General features: G+C 62.7%; 16 protein-coding genes and 1 pseudogene. 12 read left to right on the top strand and 5 right to left on the bottom strand.

Annotated features, from left to right (window positions below; all coding sequences use genetic code 11):
• Window positions 1-32: 32 nt before the first annotated feature.
• A complete protein-coding gene (locus ACRSCF_RS28615; protein ID WP_043004383.1) occupies window positions 33-1,046 on the top strand; it encodes a Bug family tripartite tricarboxylate transporter substrate binding protein in 1,014 nt (337 codons plus the stop codon).
• A gap of 284 nt (window positions 1,047-1,330) precedes the next feature.
• Window positions 1,331-1,531, top strand: a complete 201-nt coding sequence (locus tag ACRSCF_RS28610; protein WP_034369516.1) for a hypothetical protein — start codon at window positions 1,331-1,333, stop codon at window positions 1,529-1,531.
• 179 nt (window positions 1,532-1,710) lie between these two features.
• On the opposite strand, the gene ACRSCF_RS28605 is transcribed toward ACRSCF_RS28610, so the two are convergent.
• The 4 genes and pseudogenes from ACRSCF_RS28605 to ACRSCF_RS28590 all read right to left on the bottom strand — a co-directional run.
• On the bottom strand, window positions 1,711-2,055 hold the full coding sequence (locus ACRSCF_RS28605; RefSeq protein ID WP_411165079.1) for a DUF883 family protein: 345 nt from the start codon (window positions 2,053-2,055) through the stop codon (window positions 1,711-1,713).
• A gap of 65 nt (window positions 2,056-2,120) precedes the next feature.
• Complete coding sequence (locus tag ACRSCF_RS28600; RefSeq protein ID WP_411165112.1) at window positions 2,121-2,471, bottom strand: FCD domain-containing protein; 351 nt, start codon at window positions 2,469-2,471, stop codon at window positions 2,121-2,123.
• Between the two features lie 157 nt (window positions 2,472-2,628).
• Entirely contained in the window at window positions 2,629-5,544 is a 2,916-nt protein-coding gene (locus ACRSCF_RS28595; protein ID WP_003049965.1) for a Tn3-like element IS1071 family transposase, read from the bottom strand.
• A 133-nt stretch (window positions 5,545-5,677) separates the two neighbouring features.
• Window positions 5,678-5,992: pseudogene (locus ACRSCF_RS28590) on the bottom strand (DUF932 domain-containing protein); the annotation flags it as partial.
• A 1,155-nt stretch (window positions 5,993-7,147) separates the two neighbouring features.
• Here ACRSCF_RS28590 and ACRSCF_RS28585 point away from each other — a divergent pair.
• The 10 genes from ACRSCF_RS28585 to ACRSCF_RS28540 all read left to right on the top strand — a co-directional run bounded on the left by ACRSCF_RS28585 (window position 7,148) and on the right by ACRSCF_RS28540 (window position 17,212).
• Complete coding sequence (locus ACRSCF_RS28585; RefSeq protein ID WP_046987168.1) at window positions 7,148-8,110, top strand: chromate resistance protein ChrB domain-containing protein; 963 nt, start codon at window positions 7,148-7,150, stop codon at window positions 8,108-8,110.
• A gap of 56 nt (window positions 8,111-8,166) precedes the next feature.
• Entirely contained in the window at window positions 8,167-9,363 is a 1,197-nt protein-coding gene (locus ACRSCF_RS28580) for a chromate transporter (RefSeq protein ID WP_013722016.1), read from the top strand.
• Window positions 9,364-9,424: 61 nt separating this feature from the next.
• A complete protein-coding gene (locus ACRSCF_RS28575; RefSeq protein ID WP_013722015.1) occupies window positions 9,425-10,333 on the top strand; it encodes a Fe-Mn family superoxide dismutase in 909 nt (302 codons plus the stop codon).
• A 4-nt stretch (window positions 10,334-10,337) separates the two neighbouring features.
• Window positions 10,338-10,796 carry a chromate resistance protein ChrB domain-containing protein gene (locus tag ACRSCF_RS28570; protein WP_005797792.1) on the top strand — a complete coding sequence of 153 codons (459 nt, stop codon included), beginning with the start codon at window positions 10,338-10,340 and terminating at the stop codon, window positions 10,794-10,796.
• Window positions 10,797-10,820: 24 nt separating this feature from the next.
• Window positions 10,821-11,201, top strand: a complete 381-nt coding sequence (locus tag ACRSCF_RS28565) for a hypothetical protein (RefSeq protein WP_013722014.1) — start codon at window positions 10,821-10,823, stop codon at window positions 11,199-11,201.
• A 72-nt stretch (window positions 11,202-11,273) separates the two neighbouring features.
• Window positions 11,274-12,176: a DUF1259 domain-containing protein gene (locus tag ACRSCF_RS28560; RefSeq protein ID WP_005797786.1), complete on the top strand. Its 903-nt coding sequence runs from the start codon at window positions 11,274-11,276 to the stop codon at window positions 12,174-12,176.
• Window positions 12,177-12,235: 59 nt separating this feature from the next.
• Complete coding sequence (locus tag ACRSCF_RS28555; RefSeq protein WP_059441851.1) at window positions 12,236-12,595, top strand: hypothetical protein; 360 nt, start codon at window positions 12,236-12,238, stop codon at window positions 12,593-12,595.
• 46 nt (window positions 12,596-12,641) lie between these two features.
• The gene (locus tag ACRSCF_RS28550) at window positions 12,642-14,468 is read left to right on the top strand and encodes an ABC transporter ATP-binding protein (RefSeq protein WP_059441850.1); all 1,827 of its coding nucleotides are present in this window, start codon (window positions 12,642-12,644) and stop codon (window positions 14,466-14,468) included.
• Window positions 14,465-16,267, top strand: coding sequence for an ABC transporter ATP-binding protein (locus ACRSCF_RS28545; RefSeq protein WP_059441849.1), 1,803 nt, complete (start codon window positions 14,465-14,467; stop codon window positions 16,265-16,267). Before ACRSCF_RS28550 ends, ACRSCF_RS28545 begins: the two co-directional genes overlap by 4 nt.
• Before the next feature lie 15 nt (window positions 16,268-16,282).
• Entirely contained in the window at window positions 16,283-17,212 is a 930-nt protein-coding gene (locus ACRSCF_RS28540) for a phosphotransferase family protein (RefSeq protein WP_432675170.1), read from the top strand.
• 83 nt (window positions 17,213-17,295) lie between these two features.
• On the opposite strand, the gene ACRSCF_RS28535 is transcribed toward ACRSCF_RS28540, so the two are convergent.
• A complete protein-coding gene (locus tag ACRSCF_RS28535) occupies window positions 17,296-18,111 on the bottom strand; it encodes a TIGR02391 family protein (RefSeq protein WP_432675169.1) in 816 nt (271 codons plus the stop codon).
• Between the last annotated feature and the right edge of the window lie 4 nt (window positions 18,112-18,115).

Below are 18,115 nucleotides of genomic sequence, written 5' to 3'. Positions count from 1 at the left end.
CCCATGGTTTGAACAAATACAGGAGACAAGAAATGCTGCGTCAAAAAAGTATTCTGGGAGTTGTGAATGGCTCCTTGGGCATCGGTCTGGCTTTGGGGTTGATGTCCCAGCCCACAAGTGCCGAGGAGGCTTATCCCAACCGAACGATCACACTGATCGCACCATTCAGCGCAGGAGGTGATGCAGACTATGCTGCGCGGGCCTTTGCCGCCGCAGCCACCAGGGCGTTGGGGCAAGCGGTGGTGGTGGTCAACAAGACGGGGGCCAGCGGCGTGATCGGCTCCACCCAGGTCGTGAGCGCGAAACCGGATGGCTACACCCTTTTGCTGGCGCGCACCGGATCGCAGGCGATCATGCCAGCCATCATGCCGACCTCCACCAAATACAAGTGGAACGACTTCACGTTCATCGGCACCTTGGAACTCAATCCCTATGGATGTGTGGTGAGCAGCAACTCTCCCTACAAGACCTTCGCCGATCTGACGGAGGCCATGAAAAAGCAAGGCAAGAATCTCAATTTCGGCACGGCAGGGGTGTTGACGACCAATGACATGGGGCCGCGACAGTTGTTCCGGCTGTTGCAACTGACGGATCAGGTTCCGACACAGATTCCCTACAAGGGAACGGGAGAGGCCGTGTCATCCCTGCTCGCGGGACAGACGCAGTTCTCTTGCGGAAGTCTGGGCTCCTTCATTGCACATGTGAAAGCTGGCTCATTGCGGGCGCTGATGGTGACTACGGCAGAACGCCTGAAGGAGTTTCCGGACGTCCCGACCGCCAAGGAGTTGGGGTTCGCCGAGATGGAGCCCATCGTCGGCTGGAGTGCGGTGTACGGCCCACCGAATCTTCCTGCCAATGTAAGAGCCCGGTTGGTGGCGGCAATGAAAGCCATCGCGGAAGACGCGAACTGGCGTTCCATGACACAGCAGACAGGATCGCTTCCCAACGTGACTTCACCGGAAGCCACGCGCGATTTCGTTCAGAAACAATACGAGCTCTACCGCTCCCTGGGAGAGTCGTTGAATATCATCGATGTGAATTCCTAGGACCTGCGAAGCGGTGTACCGCAGATCGTCGAGAAGTCGTTTGGGTGGATGCGCATCCATTGTTTCAATCGCCGCACACACTGAATATCGGCTCTGCTGGCAATGGCTGTTGTGATCGAGTCAAGACGTGAAGCGCCGATTCAACGCAAAGCGGTGGCCGCGCGGACCCAGCACACCCGCTACGGGCGGGGTGGGTCACCGCGCATGCGGCGTCTCAGTCGCAGGTCCCAGCGTCGCCCGCTGCTTCTGATCGCACCGACGTTCAAGGCAAGCGTCACATACTTGTGGGATGGCGCATTGCGGGCATCTTCGGCAATCTGCTCTCGCAAGCCCAATGGAAACTCGTCGCGATCCAGACGGCTTGCGGCAGTCAGCAGCCGGAAGTGGATTCGCACTTCAATGCAAGCGCACTCTTGATGATGGTGCCAGCGGCCATTTCCCAGGATGAACAGTTTGGAGGGCTGCCAGCAGACTGGGCACAGTGATTCCTTCGACTCGTACATGCCGCGGATGATGCCATCCCAGAGTCGTAAATTAACAATCAATGGGCATCAATTAACAATCAGATGCCCGGGATTCTGACAGGCGGAAAATCGCATGGGCAACGGGCTTCATCGCACGCAAAAACGCCCTCCGAAGAGGGCGCGACTTCTTTGCTGACGGCTCAACGACGGCCGAGCAAGAATCCCAGAACCACACCCGCAGCCAAGGCACCACCGACGATCTGCCAAGGTTCGTCGTGGACATACTCGTTGGTGGCGCGCGCGGCGTGACGCGCATGACGCTTGGCTTCGTGGACCACATCAATGGCCGAGTCCTGAACTTCGCTGAGACCCTCGTCCAGCCGCTTGCGAAGCTGGCGCACCTCAGGAATATTGTCCAAATCGGCGTTGGCCAGCAGCTCACGCAGGTTGCTCACCGACTTTTCGAGCTCGTCCTGCGCATTGGCAACTTTATGTCGACCGAATCCCATGCTTCTTCCTTTCGAGAAAAACAGAAAGCGGATCAAGCATAGTCGATTGGCGAGGGGGCAGTGCCGACTTCCTTCGTGTCAACCGACCAACGTCATCGGGCTTACAGCATGTCACCCAGAATCTGTTCCAGATCGGCTTCGTCCGAGTCGGCCTCCAGGCGCAGGCTGCCCTGGATGTGGTTGAGGTGATTGAGCATGATCTGCTCGGCGTCTTCGCTTTTGCCTGCGGCGATGGCGGTGACCACGGCTTCGTGTTCGTCCACCAGACAGCAGGTGTTGACGGCCGATTCGTAGAGCGAGATCGTCAGGCAGGTCAGAGTGGAGAGTTCGCGCATGCTGCGCAGCAGCGCGGAGTTGCCTGCCAGCTCGGCCAACAGAACGTGGAATTCACCCGACAGGCGCACGGTGGCGCGTTTGTCGCCGCTCTCGCGTGCCTCGCGTTCGAGCTTGATGTGGGCCTGCAGTCGGGGTCTCCTCGTTTTCAGTGCAATAAGTGACGGTACGAAAAGCTAGCACTGGCGCGGAGGTGGTGTTGGTAGATCGTTGATTTCATTGACTTTCCTGTTCACTTTCAAATCTGCGATTCGTGGCGTCAAACCGTGGTCGGTTTCATCCATTGGTGCCAGTTATCGATGCATTTGGCCGCGAAGGCAGGATTTGGTCAGCATAGCGGTCAACCGGGAAGCGAAACACACCCCGCAAGTTGATGCTCTCCAGCCTGGTGGGCGCAATCTTCCCGATCAGTTCCGGTGGAATGACCTGGCGGCGGTTCGACCAGCGATCCAGGACCGCCTGCATCTGTGAGGTATTCCACGCCATCACGATGTTGGCCATCAGGCTCAACGCATCGGCCACAGCCTGCATTTCATCGACACGTTTGGCCTGCGCCGGGCTGATCCGGCCGGTATAAATGGCGCGCTTGAGGGCGTTAACAGCCTCGCCCCGATTGAGCACCCGGCGCAACTCGTTCCTGAAAGCGTCCTTGACAAAGTAGTCAGCCAAAAACGCCGTACGCAGCAACCGCCCCAATTGCACGCCAGCCTCATAGATTGGATCGCCCTGGGCGGCAGAACCGAACCGCGCAAGAGCTGCCACCGCACTGGCATGTCCGCTCATGACCGAGGCTGCCAGGTGCACCAGACTATCCCAATGCTTTTCGATCAAAGCGACGTCGACATTGGCTTCGCACACCGCAGCGATTTCTGCGGGCACTTTGGTGCCGCGTGGCACAAAGAGGTGGCGCTGTTTGAGTTCCTTCAACCGCGGGCAAAGATCAAAACCAAGCAAACGGGCATGTGACATGGCAAAGTCGGTGTAGCCATGGGTATCCACAGCAAGCTGGCTGGTCTCCAGCTTTTCTTGGCGGATGACACCTTCAATGGCCACGCCCGCCTGGCGCTCATTGAGCACAAAGGGCTGCGCATGGAAGATGCCCCACCGGTCTTTTACATGGGAGTAGATTCCAATGGAAGGTGTGTTGCGCCGAGGATCAAGCCGGGCTTGCCACACCCGTTTGGTGGTCTCCATGCTCATCATGTCAGAAGATGCCAAATCGGACCGCCCCCAGGTGGCGGCAATCGGGTGTCGCTGCATGAATTCCAGCACAGCCTGGCAGGCCTGGCTCAGACGCCGTTCGTCCCGCGCCCAGCGCATGGCCTGGCGAATGCTGGTGGCAGACAATTGCGGAATCATGCGCGCGCATTCGACCGCAGTCAGACTGGTGCCGTGGGCCATGATGCCGGCATAGACCATCAGCAGCTCGTCGGTAGAGCGCGGCTCACGTCCGAGCATGATCCAGCTAAAGCGCACCTGGGCGTCAACGGCCAGAATCACTTCCGGCAATTGAACCTCACCGATGCGGTGATCCAAAGCCGCGCGCAGCTTGGTCACTTCTGGGTCTTCGTCCTCTGCGGGCAATGGCGACAAATGGAGTTCATCATCCACGCGCAGTACGCCACTGCGGGCTGCAGCGGCCACCGCATCGACACCGGCAGTTACTCTGGCCAGCAAAGGCTTCAAGAAAGTGGCAGCCTTGCTGGGTAACGATAGACGGGCATAGTGTTTCTTGGACTCTGCCTGCCAACGCTCGTCCGTGAAGAACAAGCGCGCACGACCCCGAAAGCTCAGGCTGTGCTCAATCCAGACCGAGCCATTGCGCACCGCGCGGCGCAGGGCAAACAGGGTGGCCACCTCCAACGCCTGAAACGCCCGTTCCCGGTCTGGGCTGGAGATCGAAACCTGCCAGATCATTCCCAGACTTGGTGCCACCACTTCAACTGGCAGCTTTCTGGATCCTTTGAGATATAAAGCTTGCAGCTTGGCAAGGTACTCGATGGCAGGATGCTCGCCGGTGGCCTGCCAGGGCAGCTTTGCAATGGCGACGAGCAACGACCGCACGGGGCGAATTCCATCAATCAATCCCTCGCGGACCAGGGAGGCCCTGCTCGGTGGTTTGCGTTTCTGGGTTTCGGTGATCAAGGCTTCAAGACGGGCACGCAACTCAGCATCTGGCACCGCACCTTGCGCGCTCAAGGCAACAAGTTCGCCGAGCAGCGTTTTGTACATTGCGGCCCAATTGACGGTAGCGGGGACATCGGCGGCAGCCTGACGCCACAGATCGGCGATCCGGCGCTGCACCATAAGGATCAACTGGTCTGTGGTGGTGAACAGGCAATACCGAAGAAAGCATGCGACCTCCACGGTGCGCGCTGGCTCTTTGATCTTGGCTCCGGCTGAGGGCGGCCTGGAGACAAGTCGGCGCGCGTAGCGGCGCAAGATGAGATCGGGGATGTCTGCCAGGTGCTTATGAACGTCCAGCGTGTAAAGCAGGTCGATGCGCTCCAGTACCTCGCTGATTTGGCGGGTTGAGTGTTTCGCCGGTGCAGCCCATAGCCAACTCTGCTGGGTTTGTCCATCTGGGCGCAGCTCTGAAACTGAGGCTCGCCAGCGATCAAGTGTTGCTGGATCAACGCTGGCGGCGATGGCGGTGCCTGTTTCAACTTCAAGCTGGGCAAGTGCCGCCGCAATCAGTGTCCGAATTGCCCGCTCGTGCACGATCACCAGCTTGTTCTTGTACAGCCATTGACGCGCCCGCACGAGTAGCTGATCGCGGTCGGCGCAGCGCGCCACTTCGTCGCGCAGTTCACGTACCAGTGAGCGGCGCTGGTGCTCGCTCATCCACTGGAATCCAAGGACCGTGCAGGCTACTTGTTGGTGATCGAATAGCGTGCGCCCGCGTTCATACATGGCTCTCAGCGAGGCGACTTCTGGTGCTGCAATGCCAAGCTCGTTGCCAAGGTGGCGCCACAAGGCTACTGGAATTACCCGAAAGGCACCGAGCAAACGCCCACTCATGCGCAGGAAACCAATATGGAGCGCCAGACCAAGCTTGTGGGAATCACCTCGGCGTGCATTGATTGCGTCGCGCTCGGCACCATCGAAGGTGAAAAATGCCTTCATCTCGAAGTCGCTGATATCGCGGGGGAGCCCACGCATCCCCAAAAACGTTGTGTGCCAACCCTGCATCGTGAACCTCAAAAGTGGGAGGCCACCATACCCGTTTACAAAGCGAACAGGAAAGTCAATGAAATCAACGGTCTACCCAGACCACCCCCGCGCCAGTGCTAGCTTTGCGTACCGTCACTTATTGCACTGAAAACGAGGAGACCCCGATGATTTCGTTGGCCTCGGCGCCGTTGATCTGGCTGGCGTGGCGCAGGCGGATCATGTGCTTGGTGAAGTCGCGTCGGTCTTCGCGGCGTACGCGGGTCTGCGTCACCATGAAGGGCTGGAAGCCTTCTTTGCGAAGCTCAGTCAAAACCGTAGCCGTGGGGATGTAGCTGTATCGCTCCGAACGGCTCTCATGCGGGGAGTCCGCGAAGATGGACGGGGCCACGCGCCGGATTTGGTCATCCGACAGGGGATAGTCGGAACGCAGTGCGGGGGAATGGTTTGCGAAACGGGATGCGAGCATGTCTTTCTCCTGACTTGGCTGTTGAAGAAACACCGGATTCCTAGATTCGGAGCCCAGCCTTTCGGCTGTTCGGTGCAGTCGGCACGAGGAACCCGGTTGGCCCTGTTGCCACCGTCTTTCCTGAGTTCATCGCCCGCGACGGTCAGGAGCGCGCGGACGGGGGCCGTCAAGGAGACAAGCGCAGGGTTGGTGCGGCCCGCAGGCGCAGCCGAGGACACGGCCCTGCGCGCCTTGACGGCACACGGCCGCGGGCTACAGTCGCGGACAAGGTGATGAGTCAGGGAAGACGGCTGGACAAGGCAACGGCCCCTCAACACGCCGACCGCACGGCAAGCGAAGCGCGCAGGCCCGAAGCTGGAAGCCGGGCCGGAGGCGTCAGCCGACCGGAGGGAGGGGACGATGGAAGCCCGTCAGGGGCGAAACCCCGCAGGGGGTTCGATGCGCAGCACGACAGCGCGACCGGCCATGTTTCCTGGCCGGGGACGCCCGGACTTCAAGGCTCGATGCACAAGCTCATGCTCCAGGCATCGGGAAGCCGGCTCGGCGGCCTTTGAGGGGCGCCAAGCTCGCGCGGCGGGGATAGCCCGCAGGGCTTTCCCCTGGAGACAAGCAAAGCGCGCAACGCCCCGTTAGGGGCGCGAAGGCATCACGCCGAGTCGTCAGAGCGCAGGCTGGATTCCGACAGCAGCACGATGCGCTGCTCGTCAGTGATGAGTGCGTTGTTCATGGTGAGCTCCTGAAAGGTTGCCGGGCGGAATTGCCCGACCCTTTCGGGGCACTGCGCAGCGCAAGCAGTCAAGGGTCAACGACGGCCGCAGGCCGCAAGAGTGCGAGCACGCGCCGCCCTTGCACGGCGAGAACGCCGTGGCACGATGGAGAAGCAACAAGCCGCCACACCGCGCCACCCAGGCACAGCCGGTATTAGCAAGCGCAGCGCGCAGGCCCGGATCTGCGATCAGGGCCGCAGTTGCGTGAAGGATCGACGCCGCATGGCCGTGATTCGGCACGAAGCACGGGGCAACGCCCGAGAGCCTGACGGCGCCGCGCGCCGACACGCCCCAGCGCGGGGTGCAAATCTTCTGAACCCAGTAGCAGTTATTTTGTAGAGATCGCTACATCATTGCAACGACCGTGACATGGATTTAAGCTGTTGCCATGACTCTCACCTCCGACTCTTGGCTGACCCTCATCGTCAGCCTCCCCTCCGCGAGCGCCACGGCACGCATGCGGATTTGGCGCGCGGTCAAGACGCTCGGCTGTGCCGCCTTGCGCGACGGCGCCTATCTACTGCCCGCCCAAGCCGAACAGGCTGCGCAACTGCAGGTATTGGCCGACGAGGCGCTGCAGGAAGGCGGGCAAGCCTGGCTGCTGCAGGTGCAAGCCCGGAACATGACCGAACAGGCCACCTTTCAGGCGTTGTTCGACCGGGCGGCCGATTACACCCCCTGGCTAGAGGAACTGGCGCAAGCACGCCAGACGCTCTCCGCCCTGAGCGCAGCCGAACTCCAGCGTACACAGCGCAAGCATGCGCGTGCCTATGAGGTCATCCGCAAAATCGACTTCTTTCCCGGTGAGACGTCGATCCGCGCCGACGCCCAGTGGCGCGATTTCGCCAACGCCCTCGAAGCCATGCAGTCACCCGGTGAGCCGCAGCCAACAGCGGGCAACATTGCTCGGCGTGATCGCATGCAGTACCAGGGGCGAGTCTGGGCCACACGCCGCCATCTCTGGGTGGACCGCGTGGCGAGTGCCTGGCTGATCCAGCGTTTTATCGACCCTCACGCGCGCTTCCTGTGGCTGAACACCGCAGCAGACTGCCCGTCCGATGCGCTGGGTTTCGATTTCGACGGCGCGACTTTCTCGCACGTGGGCGAGCGGGTGACGTTCGAGGTACTGCTGGCGAGCTTCGGCCTGGAGGACGATCGGGGTCTCTCGCGCCTGGGAGCCATGGTGCATGCGCTCGACGTGGGTGGCGCGACCACACCCGAGGCCAGCGGCTTCGAGGCCGTGCTGGCCGGCGCACGCAAGCGCTGGCCGGACGACGACGCGCTGCTGGTCGACATCGGCGGCGTGCTGGATTCGCTCCATGCCCATTTCTCCAGTAGTCGCAAAACGTGACGACCCACCTCAGATCACTTCTTTAACTCAGATCACTTTTTTAGGAACGAATCTTCATGAACGAGACCACTTCAGCTGCAGCCATCAGCAGTGCGGCGCCTCGCAGCTATACGCTGTGGCAATTGATTGCTTATTTCTTACGGCTCGGAGCACTGGGCTTCGGCGGACCCGTAGCCCTGGCCGGCTACATGGATCGCGACTTGGTGGAACGGCGCCAATGGTTCACCGAGGCAGACTACAAGGAAGGGCTGGCCTTGGCGCAGCTCGCGCCAGGACCGTTAGCCGCGCAGTTGGCCATCTACCTGGGCTTTGTTCACTACAGCTTCCTAGGGGCCACCCTGGTGGGCCTCGCTTTTGTGCTGCCCTCGTTTCTGATGGTGATCGGACTGGGTTGGGCCTATACGCATTTCGGCGGTCTGGGTTGGATGCAGGCCGTGTTTTATGGCGTGAGTTCCGCTGTCATTGGGATCATTGCTATCAGCACCTGGAAGCTCTCTACCAAGAACATCGGCAAAGACAAACTGCAATGGGCCATCTTTGCAGTAGCGGCGGCGGTGACGATCATCACCCAATCCGAGGAACTGTGGCTGTTCCTGGGCGCAGGCGTTCTCGTGTGGTTGTTGCGCGCGCCGCCGAAATTTATTAAGCCGTCCAGCACGCTGCACAGCAGTGCTATTCCTTTGCTGGCCTTGCTTGGCTTGTCCAACGTCGACTGGACCAAGCTGTGGCAGATCACCAAGTATTTCTTCTACGCGGGCAGTTTTGTTTTTGGTAGCGGCCTAGCTATCGTCCCGTTTCTGTATAGCGGAGTAGTCAAAGAGTACGGATGGTTGACCGATCACCAGTTCCTAGACGCTGTCGCAGTCGCCATGATCACTCCCGGTCCTGTCGTCGTCACTACCGGGTTCATCGGCTTTCTGGTCGCGGACTTCTGGGGCGCGGTTGCTGCGGCGCTGGCAACCTTCCTGCCGTGCTATCTCCTCACAGTCCTGCCAGCCCCGTACTTCAAGAAATATGGAAAGAAACCGGGAATCGTGGCATTCGTCGATGGCGTGACGGCAGCCGCCATCGGATCGTTGGCCGGAGCCGTGGTAGTTATCGGGGTGCGCTCGATCAAGGACGTTCCCACGGCGCTACTCGCCCTGGGGACTGCTGCCTTGCTTTGGAAATTCAAGAAGTTGCCGGAGCCGATCGTTGTCGCTGCCGCGGCACTGATTGGGCTGGTCGTCTACCCGCTGGTGACCCGCAGCTGAATAGAAGCGAGAGGAGTCCACGCCTTAACCCATGACTTGCCACATTTCTAGGAACACTCCAATGGATTTACAACTACGCCCCCTTACCATCAACCTCGCTGCCCTCAACGGGCTGTCCGAGGAACTCATCCTCAGCCATCACGCGAACAACTACACCGGTGCAGTCAAGCGCCTGGATGCTATTCGCCAGCAACTGGCGCACCTGGATTGGCCGACCGCTCCGGTCTTCATGATCAATGGCCTGAAGCGCGAAGAGCTGATCGCCGCCAATTCCGCTTGGCTCCACGAGCTGTACTTCGACACGCTGGGAGGCGACGGTGCATTGCCGGACTCCGGCCTGGCAGTTGCCTTGGCCCGCGACTTTGGCAGCGTTGACCGCTGGCGCACGGAATTCTCCGCACTGGCCAAGGCCATGGGCGGCGGCTCGGGGTGGGCGCTGCTGTCATGGTCCACACGCGAGGCGCGGCTGATCAACCATTGGGCGGCTGACCATACGAACCTGCTGGCCGGCGCCACACCGCTGCTGGCACTGGACATGTACGAGCACGCCTACCACATGGATTTCGGTGCCAAGGCGGCCGCGTATGTTGACGCCTTCATGCAAAACATCCGCTGGAATGCCGTGATGCAGCGCTACGCTGCCGCCGTCGAGGCTGATGCACTGCCCTGGTCGGCCGCACCAGAGGAAGTCGGCGGTGACCTCCAACTGATCGACGTGCGACGCACGGCAGGCTACGCACAAGCGCCTGATCGCATCGCCGGGGCCATTCGGCGCGATCCCGTGCAGTTGGCAAATTGGAGCCGTGAAATCGATACCTCTAAACCCGTCCTTGTGTATTGCGTGCACGGCCATGAAGTCAGCCAGTCGGTGGCGCTCGCGCTACGAGCGCATGGCCTCGACGCACGCTTCGTGGCCGGAGGCATCGAAGCCTGTCGCGCTGCTGGCGTGACATTTGAAGCAAAGGAGTAGCACCATGAAGTGGATTACACGCGAACGCCCCAAGATCGACCGCATCGCCTGTCCCTGGCTGGTTGCGCGCTTCATCGACCAGCAGGCGGAATTTCTCTATGTGCCGGCCAGCGAGGTGCTGAAAACCGCCAACGCTACCGGCGCCATCCCCTACGACATCCCGAATGTCGAACTAAGCCATGTGGGCGAGCTGTGCAGTTTCGATTCCTTCCTGTCGAAGTACCACCTGGACGACCCAGCGCTGCGCCAGTTGGCCGAGATCGTGCGCGGCGCCGACACCTCCCGGCTCGACCTGACGCCGCAATCAGCAGGGCTCTATGCGCTCTCGCTCGGGCTGTCGCACAACTTTAGCGACGACCACGAAATGCTCCAGCACGGCATGGTGATGTACGACGCCCTCTATGCGTGGTGCCGCGCATGCCAGGCCGAGACACACAACTGGCCGCCGGTCATGCCAGCCTGATCCGCCCAACTGAAAATGCACCAAATGTCCGCAATCCCCCGTCTTGCCTTCGCCACACTCATTCAGTCCCTGAGCCTGGTGGCGGCATCGGCAGCGCCCGGCCCCAGCGAACTCACCGGCGCGCAGATCAAGACAGTCTTCGTCGGCAATGTCATATCCGAAGGCGCGCACTGGTCCGCTTACCTCCTTCCCGATGGACGCACGAAGTCCATTGAACTGGGGCGGCCGCACCAGGGGCATTGGAAGATCGTGGGCAAGGAATTGTGCGTAAGCATCAGCACGGGTGTAGAGCCCGAATGCTGGACGGTACTGCGCAAAGGCAAGGCCTATCTGCTGCGCGCCCACGGCCAAGACCTCTACGAGGTCACTCCGGAACCTCTGTCGTCGAAATACCCGTTCGATTGACCGGCACCTGCCTCGATTACCCGCTCCGGCCAGCCCCCGGAGCTGCATCCCGCCAACTACCAAGGAAACTCCATGCTGCGTCTAACCCTCTCCACACTGGCCCTGGCCGCGGGCCTGCTCACTACAGGCGCCCCGGCCATGGCCCAGGCCATCGACACCGCTGCCATCGAAACGGCCACCGGCCTCAAGGGCAGCTACAACCAGGCGGAAAACGTCTTCAAGGTCAGCAAGCCACGCGACGACGTGAAGATCAATGTCGATCGCTGGACCATGCCACCGTTCATGGGGCTCACCTCCTGGGCCGCGTTCACGCCAATGGGCTCGTCCACCATGATGATGGGCGATACGGTGCTGTTCGAGGATGAAGTCAACCCGGCGATGAGCGTCGCGCTGGACAACGGCCTGGAAGTGACTGCGCTGCACAACCACTTCTTCTTCGACCAACCCAAGGTCTTCTTCATGCACATCGGCGGCATGGGGGATGCACGCAAGCTCGCCACAGGCGTGAAGGCGGTGTACGACCGCATCGCGCAGGTGCGCGCCGCCCAAGGCACGCCGGCCAGCAGCTTCGCGGGCGACATCGCATCGCCAAGCCATGTCACTGCTGCGCCCATCGAGGAGATTCTGGGCAGCAAGGCGCAGGTCAAAGATGGCATGGTGAAAGTAACCCTTGGCCGCACAGCCAAGATGCATGGAACCACCGTCGGCAATGAAATGGGCATCAATACCTGGGCGGCCTTTGCTGGCGACGATGAGCATGCGGTAGTCGATGGCGACTTCGCCATGCATGAAAACGAACTGCAGACGGTCCTGAAAACCATGCGTGGCCAGAGCATCAACATCGTGGCAATCCACCAGCACATGACCTACGAGGAACCGCGCTACGTCTTTCTGCACTACTGGGGAAAGGGCAAGGCCGTGGATCTGGCTCAGTCAGTGAAGAAGGCGCTGGATGCGCAGAAGGCGGCGAAGTGACAAAGAAGACCTTCAGCTCGGTTACGCAACGCCTCTCAACAAGCTCTACCCGGCACCTCATGCGCTTCATCATCGCCGGGGCCATGTTTCCCGCACTTGCCGCAACCGCCAGGGAGGTGCCGCTGACCGGCCCGCAGATTCGTGCGACCATCAGCGGCAAGTATGTGACCGATGAACGCCATTGGGGGCACAAGTATTTCGCGGACGGGCGCGTCGAGCGATCGGAGAACGGCCGCCAGCGGTCTGCGCGCTGGTCCGTCAAAGGCAATCAGCTATGCCTGCTGCAGCCGGAAATCAGCAAGGACGAACCGATCTGCTACCAAGTCCTGCGCGACGGACAGGAGCTGCAGTACAAGGACGATGCGCAGTTCGTGGTGTATAGGGGGCTGGTGCGGCCCATGCCCAAACGAGAGCCGTGAACGGGGGCGCGAATGGCTAGGGATTGCATGCACGCAGGCGACTGACATGGCGCACTACCTCTGGACACTGCGTCCCTACTACCGGCAGACCGCCGGGCAGCTTGTCCTCGGCTCCCTGGCAGGCGTCGTCATGAACACAGCCGTGGTCCTGCCCGCCGTGTGCCTCGGGCGCGCGATCGACGCCGCGACGCACTTCGCGCAGGGCCAGGCGACGCGCGCGACGCTACTGCAGGCCGTCGCGCTGTTCGCCGCCGCAACCCTGGCCACAGAACTGCCGCGACTGGGCAAGCGCTGGTGGTTGATGACGGCCAACGCGCGCATCCGCGCCAATCTGCGCGCGGATGCCCTGCGCGGGGTGCTCGCCTGGCCGATGGCAAAGCTGACTGCCACGCCTGTTGGCGACACCATGGCGCGCGTCATCGGTGACGTCGAAGTGCTGGGCGTCGGTATCCGCGAGGTGATCGTCGAGACCTGGGACACGCTCCTGTTCTTGATGTCGTTCTTCGTCGCCATGCTGGTGCTGGACTGGTCGTTGACCCTGCAGGCGCTGATTCCCGTGCCCTTCGCGATGGTGCTGGCCTGGGCCGCCGGACGCTTTATTCACCAACGTACGACGGCGGCTCGACAAGCCAACGGCGCGTTGACCGCGGGACTGCAGGAGCAACTGTCCGGCATCCGCGTCGCGAGGCTACTGGGGATGAAGCAGGCCGCACAGACGCGGATCGAGCGGCTCGCAGATGCACAGGCGCACACCAATCTCGCGGTGGCGCGGCCCCGCGCCGGCCTGCCCGCGGTCTACACCACGCTGATGGCGGCCGGCATCGTGCTGGTGTTGTGGCAAGGCGGCGAAAAAGTCATCGCAGGCGCGTGGACGCTGGGGGCGTTCGTGACCTATCTGGACCTTTTTCTGCGCTTCACCGGGCGCGGATTTCGGGTGCCGCAGCTCGTGAACTCGGTGCAAGCAGGCGGCGCAGCCTACGCGCGGCTCGCCCCCTTGCTCGCTGCGGCCCTGCCTGCTCGCGGCGAGCATCGGTTCGCTTCGTTTCGCGCCGGCTACCTGGCCGGAACGACTCCGCGCTCGACTCTCACCGAGCCGGCGTCACGAGTTGAACGCGGGCTCGCCGTATCCCTGCACAACGTGAGCTTCTCTCACGGCAACGCCGACGCCGCCGTCACGGCGCTGAACCAGGTCTCGCTCGAGATTTCGGCAGGCGCGTTCGTAGCAGTGACCGGGCCGGTCGGCTCGGGCAAGAGTGCGCTGGCGAAGGCTCTGCTGGGCCTGTACCCGCTCGCCGGCGGTACCGTTTCCCTGGACGGCGACGCGCCCGCACGACATCGCGGTGACATCGGTTACCTGCCGCAGGAGCCCTTCCTGTTCTCGGGTACGGTGCGCGAGAACATCACCATGGGACGTGAGCAGGCCGACCTCGCCACGATGAGCGCCCTGGAAATCGCCGCGCTTGCGAAGGACGTAGCGGGCTTCGAGCACGGCGTCGATGCCGAGATCGGCGAGCGCGGCATTCGCATTTCCGGCGGTCAGCGGCAGCGCGTCGCACTGGCACGCGCGGCGGCGGCGGGACCTCGGCTGCTGGTGCTGGACGATCCGTTCTCGGCGGTCGACGTCGCGACGGAGGCTCAGATCATTGCCAGCCTGCGCGCGGAGTTCGGCCGCGGGGCGCCGGCCGCGCGACAGGCCACCATCGTCCTGTGCTCGCACCGGCTGGCGGCCTTCCCGCAGGCGGATCTCGTCGTCGTGTTGGATGGAGGACGCATAGTCGAACGAGGCTCTCATGAACAGCTGATGCTGGCGGGCGGCCTGTATGCACGGATCTACGCGGCGCAGGTCGCGATGGCACAGCCGGAGGACGCATGACCGCAACACAGTCACAGCCGGCACCGACAACACGCCGAGGACTCACGACCGCCCAGGTGGGCTCGCTACTGGCGCCGCAGAGACGCCTGCTCGTGGCCATCGCAGCCTGCGTGCTTGCCGGTGCGGCGCTGGAGGTGCTGCCGCCGCTCCTCGTGCGGCAGGCCGTGGACGCCCACTTGGCCGTGGGCCGTGGCGACGGCCTGATGCTGCTGGGCGTGCTCTACCTGCTGGTCGTGGCCGGGCAGCAGGCGTTGGGCTTCGCGTCTGCGTACGGCACCGCGATCGCAGCCCAACGGGCGTTGCGCGACCTGCGCGCGCGCCTGTTTGGCCATCTGCAACGGCTGCCTGCGCGCTACTTCGACACGACCCCGTTGGGTGACACCGTCAGTCGCTGCACCGCAGACATCGACACCATCGACCGCCTGTTCTCGTCGGGCATCGCGAGCCTTGTCGCCGACCTCGTGCGACTGGTCACGATCACGGTGACGATGCTCGTGCTCAGTCCCTCGCTGACGCTGCTCTGCGGACTGGCCGTGCCGCCCCTGCTGTGGTTCACGCGCTGGTTCCAGCTGCGGGTATTGGCCGCTGAACGGGCCAGCCGGGAGGCCGTGGGAAGCGTCAACACGGCACTCGTGGAGACCCTCGGTGGCGCGGAGGTCATTCGTGCTTTCGGACGAACGGGGTTCTTCGAGCACCGCTTTCGTGGCGCTCTGCAGGCCACGCAACACGCCTATCTCGCGGCCACACGCTATTCAACGATCTACACGCCGCTGATGGCCATCCTGGCGTCGCTGATCGTCTGCGGCCTGCTGTGGGCAGGCGCCGAGGGCGCGCTGGCGGGCTGGGGTGTTTCTATCGGCACGCTCACGGCCTTCGTGCTGCTGTTTCGCCGCTTCTTCGCGCCGATAACGACGCTGGGCGAGGAATGGCAGACCGTGCAGAGCGCGCTGTCCGGGGCGGAGCGCGTGTTCCAGGTCTTGGCGCTGCCGGTCGAGGAAACACCGGTCGCCCATTCCGTGCAACAGGCAAGGAGCGAACCGGAGCCGTTGATCCAGTTGAAGGATGTGATCTTCGGCTACGTCGCCGATCGCCTCGTGCTGAACGGCGTCTCCTTGAGCGTTCGCGCAGGCGAGCACGTCGCGCTGGTCGGGCGCACCGGTGCCGGCAAGAGCAGCCTGATGCACCTCGCCGGTGGCCTGTATGCGCCCTGGTCCGGCGAAATTCGCGTGGCGGGCGCGGATCCACGCGCCATGACGGACGAGGAACGCCGTCAGTGCCTGGGCGTCGTGCCGCAGACGCTGCAACTCTTCAGCGGCAGCGTGCTCGACAACCTCACGATGGGCGACGTCCTCGTGACCCGGACTGCTTGCGAAGCGGCAGCCAAGGCAACGGGCGCGCATGCGTTCATCCAGGCACTGCCGCAGGGCTACGACACGCCCCTGGACGCGGGCGAGGCCGGCGCCGCGTTGTCTGCGGGCCAACGGCAATTGCTCGCGCTCACGCGCGCGCTGGTGCGCCAGCCTCGCGTGCTGCTGCTCGACGAAGCGACAGCCGCGATCGACCACGCCAGCGACGCTGCGTTCCGCGCCGCTCTTCGCCGCGACGCGCACGACTCGAGCCGTGCCGTTCTGATCGTGGCGCATCGGCTGTCAACGGCGCTGGAGGCCGATCGCATCATCGTGATCGAGGACGGTCGCATCCTCGAACAAGGCGCGCCGGACGAGTTGATTCGGTGCCGGGGTCGCTTCGCCGCGCTGCTGGCCATGGAGACGGCAGGCTGGGATTGGCATCAACGTTGACGTTGGAGGACAGACATGGGCAAGGACTTCTACATACAACCCGACGCGGCCGACCCGGTGCTCGATCCCGACGCGGTGCTCGCGATCGTGCGCCTGCATGCGGCGGGCGCGAAGGCCGTCAGGGCCGTCGACGAGAGCGGCGGCGAGGCGCGCACCTATGCGATCGACGACGGCCTGATCCTGAAGGTTCAGAGACCACAACAGCTGCGCGCGCGAACGAGCCTGGACAAGGAGCGTTTCCTGTTGGAGCAGCTGGCAGGCCTGGAGGGCGTACGCGTTCCACGAGTCCTTGGTGGGGGCGTCGCCGAACCCGGGATCGAGTACACCTTGATGACGCGCATGCCCGGCGTGCCGATGCACTCGGCAAGGTTCGACGGTGACCTCCGCCGGCGTACGCTGGTTGACCTGGGGCGCATGCTGCGTCGCATTCACGCAATCCCTCAGCAACCCCTGTTCGAGGCGCGCCTGATCCCCGGCGACCACACGGCGGCCGACGTTCGCACACGGTTCGGCGGCCTCTTCGACGACGCCGTCACAGCCGTGGCGCGGGCGGCCCAGCCCTGGCCGTTCGCGCTCGACCCGTTGCAGTTGGCGCGCCTCGCGATGCGCGCCTTGCCGGACGCAGACGCCTGGGTGGCCTTGCACAGCAACCCCGGCCCCGAACACGTCTTCGTCGATCCGCAGACCGGGCAGTTGACTGGCATCATCGACTTCGGCGATGCGTATTTCAGCCACCCGGCGCTCGATCTGCGCCGATGGCCTCGGCCCATCGATCGGGCCGCAGTTCACGCTGGGTACTGCAGCGAGGCGGAGATGAGCGAGAGCTTCAATCAGACATGGCGCGTGGCCTGCGTGCTCACCGACATGCTCGCCATTGCGCAGGATCTGGAATGCCGCGCTGCAGGGCTCGTCGAGTTGGAAGAGCTTGTCGAGCAGTTGCACTGACGGCTTACGTGATGGCTGTCTTGGCGCCGGCCGATCACCCGCGAAAGAGTAGTACCCCCATCCTCTGGAGACACGGGGAGCCGCTACAACGCCGCGGTATTCGCTTTCAGCGTGCGATCCAGCTTGCGGTGAATGAGTGATACCAGTGTCAGGATGTCCAGGGCATCTTGTTCGGACATCGGCCAGTTTGTCTTGGGGGCATGGGCGAGTGGGTTGCGCACGGCGCCGAAGAGGCCTACCAGCAGATGGGCGAAGCCTTTTTGCTCGCTCTTCTCAGATTCGGTGGCGAGAGAACCGAGAACCAGGATCGGGTTTTGCGTCGAAAACGTCCGGTTCACCAACTCGGCTCCATCCATGGTCAGGCCCGACATGGAACGGATGCGCTCGGCGACGCCTTTGGTCGACTCGAAGACGGCATGGAAGTAGTTTTCATCCAGCAGTTCGGCGCGGCAGTAGTTGAGCACTTCGACATGGACGTTGCGGCTTTCAAGTGCCGACTTCAGCCGGCAGGCGCGCGAGCGCGCGGCGTCCAATGTCGTGGCCTTGTCGGCAAAGCCTACACGGCCATCTTCGCGCACGAAGAAACCCGAAAAAGCAACCACCACATTCAGCTCATCGCGCCGCCACCGGAAAGCGCCTGGGTCGCGCGCGTAGTTGACCGGGTTCATGGCAAGGTTGATCAGCAAGATCAAGTGATTACCGATTTGGTGCTGGTTCTGCGCTTCCGCCAGCGCGTTGAAAAGGCGCTTCCACTTGGTGATGCCAGGCGACACATCGGCGATTTTGATTTCCTGCAGCAGTCGCTCGATCTGCGCGCCCGTCAGACCTCGTTCGGTGTCTGCAAGCACCCGGCAAGCTGCCTCCATGTGCTGCGAACTAAAGGGATTGATGTGAGCCACGGAG

Source organism: Delftia sp. 11MD, assembly GCF_050907895.1.
GTDB classification, from domain to species: domain Bacteria; phylum Pseudomonadota; class Gammaproteobacteria; order Burkholderiales; family Burkholderiaceae_C; genus Comamonas; species Comamonas tsuruhatensis.
Note: the sequence above shows the minus strand (reverse complement) of the source record. Positions and strands in the feature narration are given on the sequence as shown.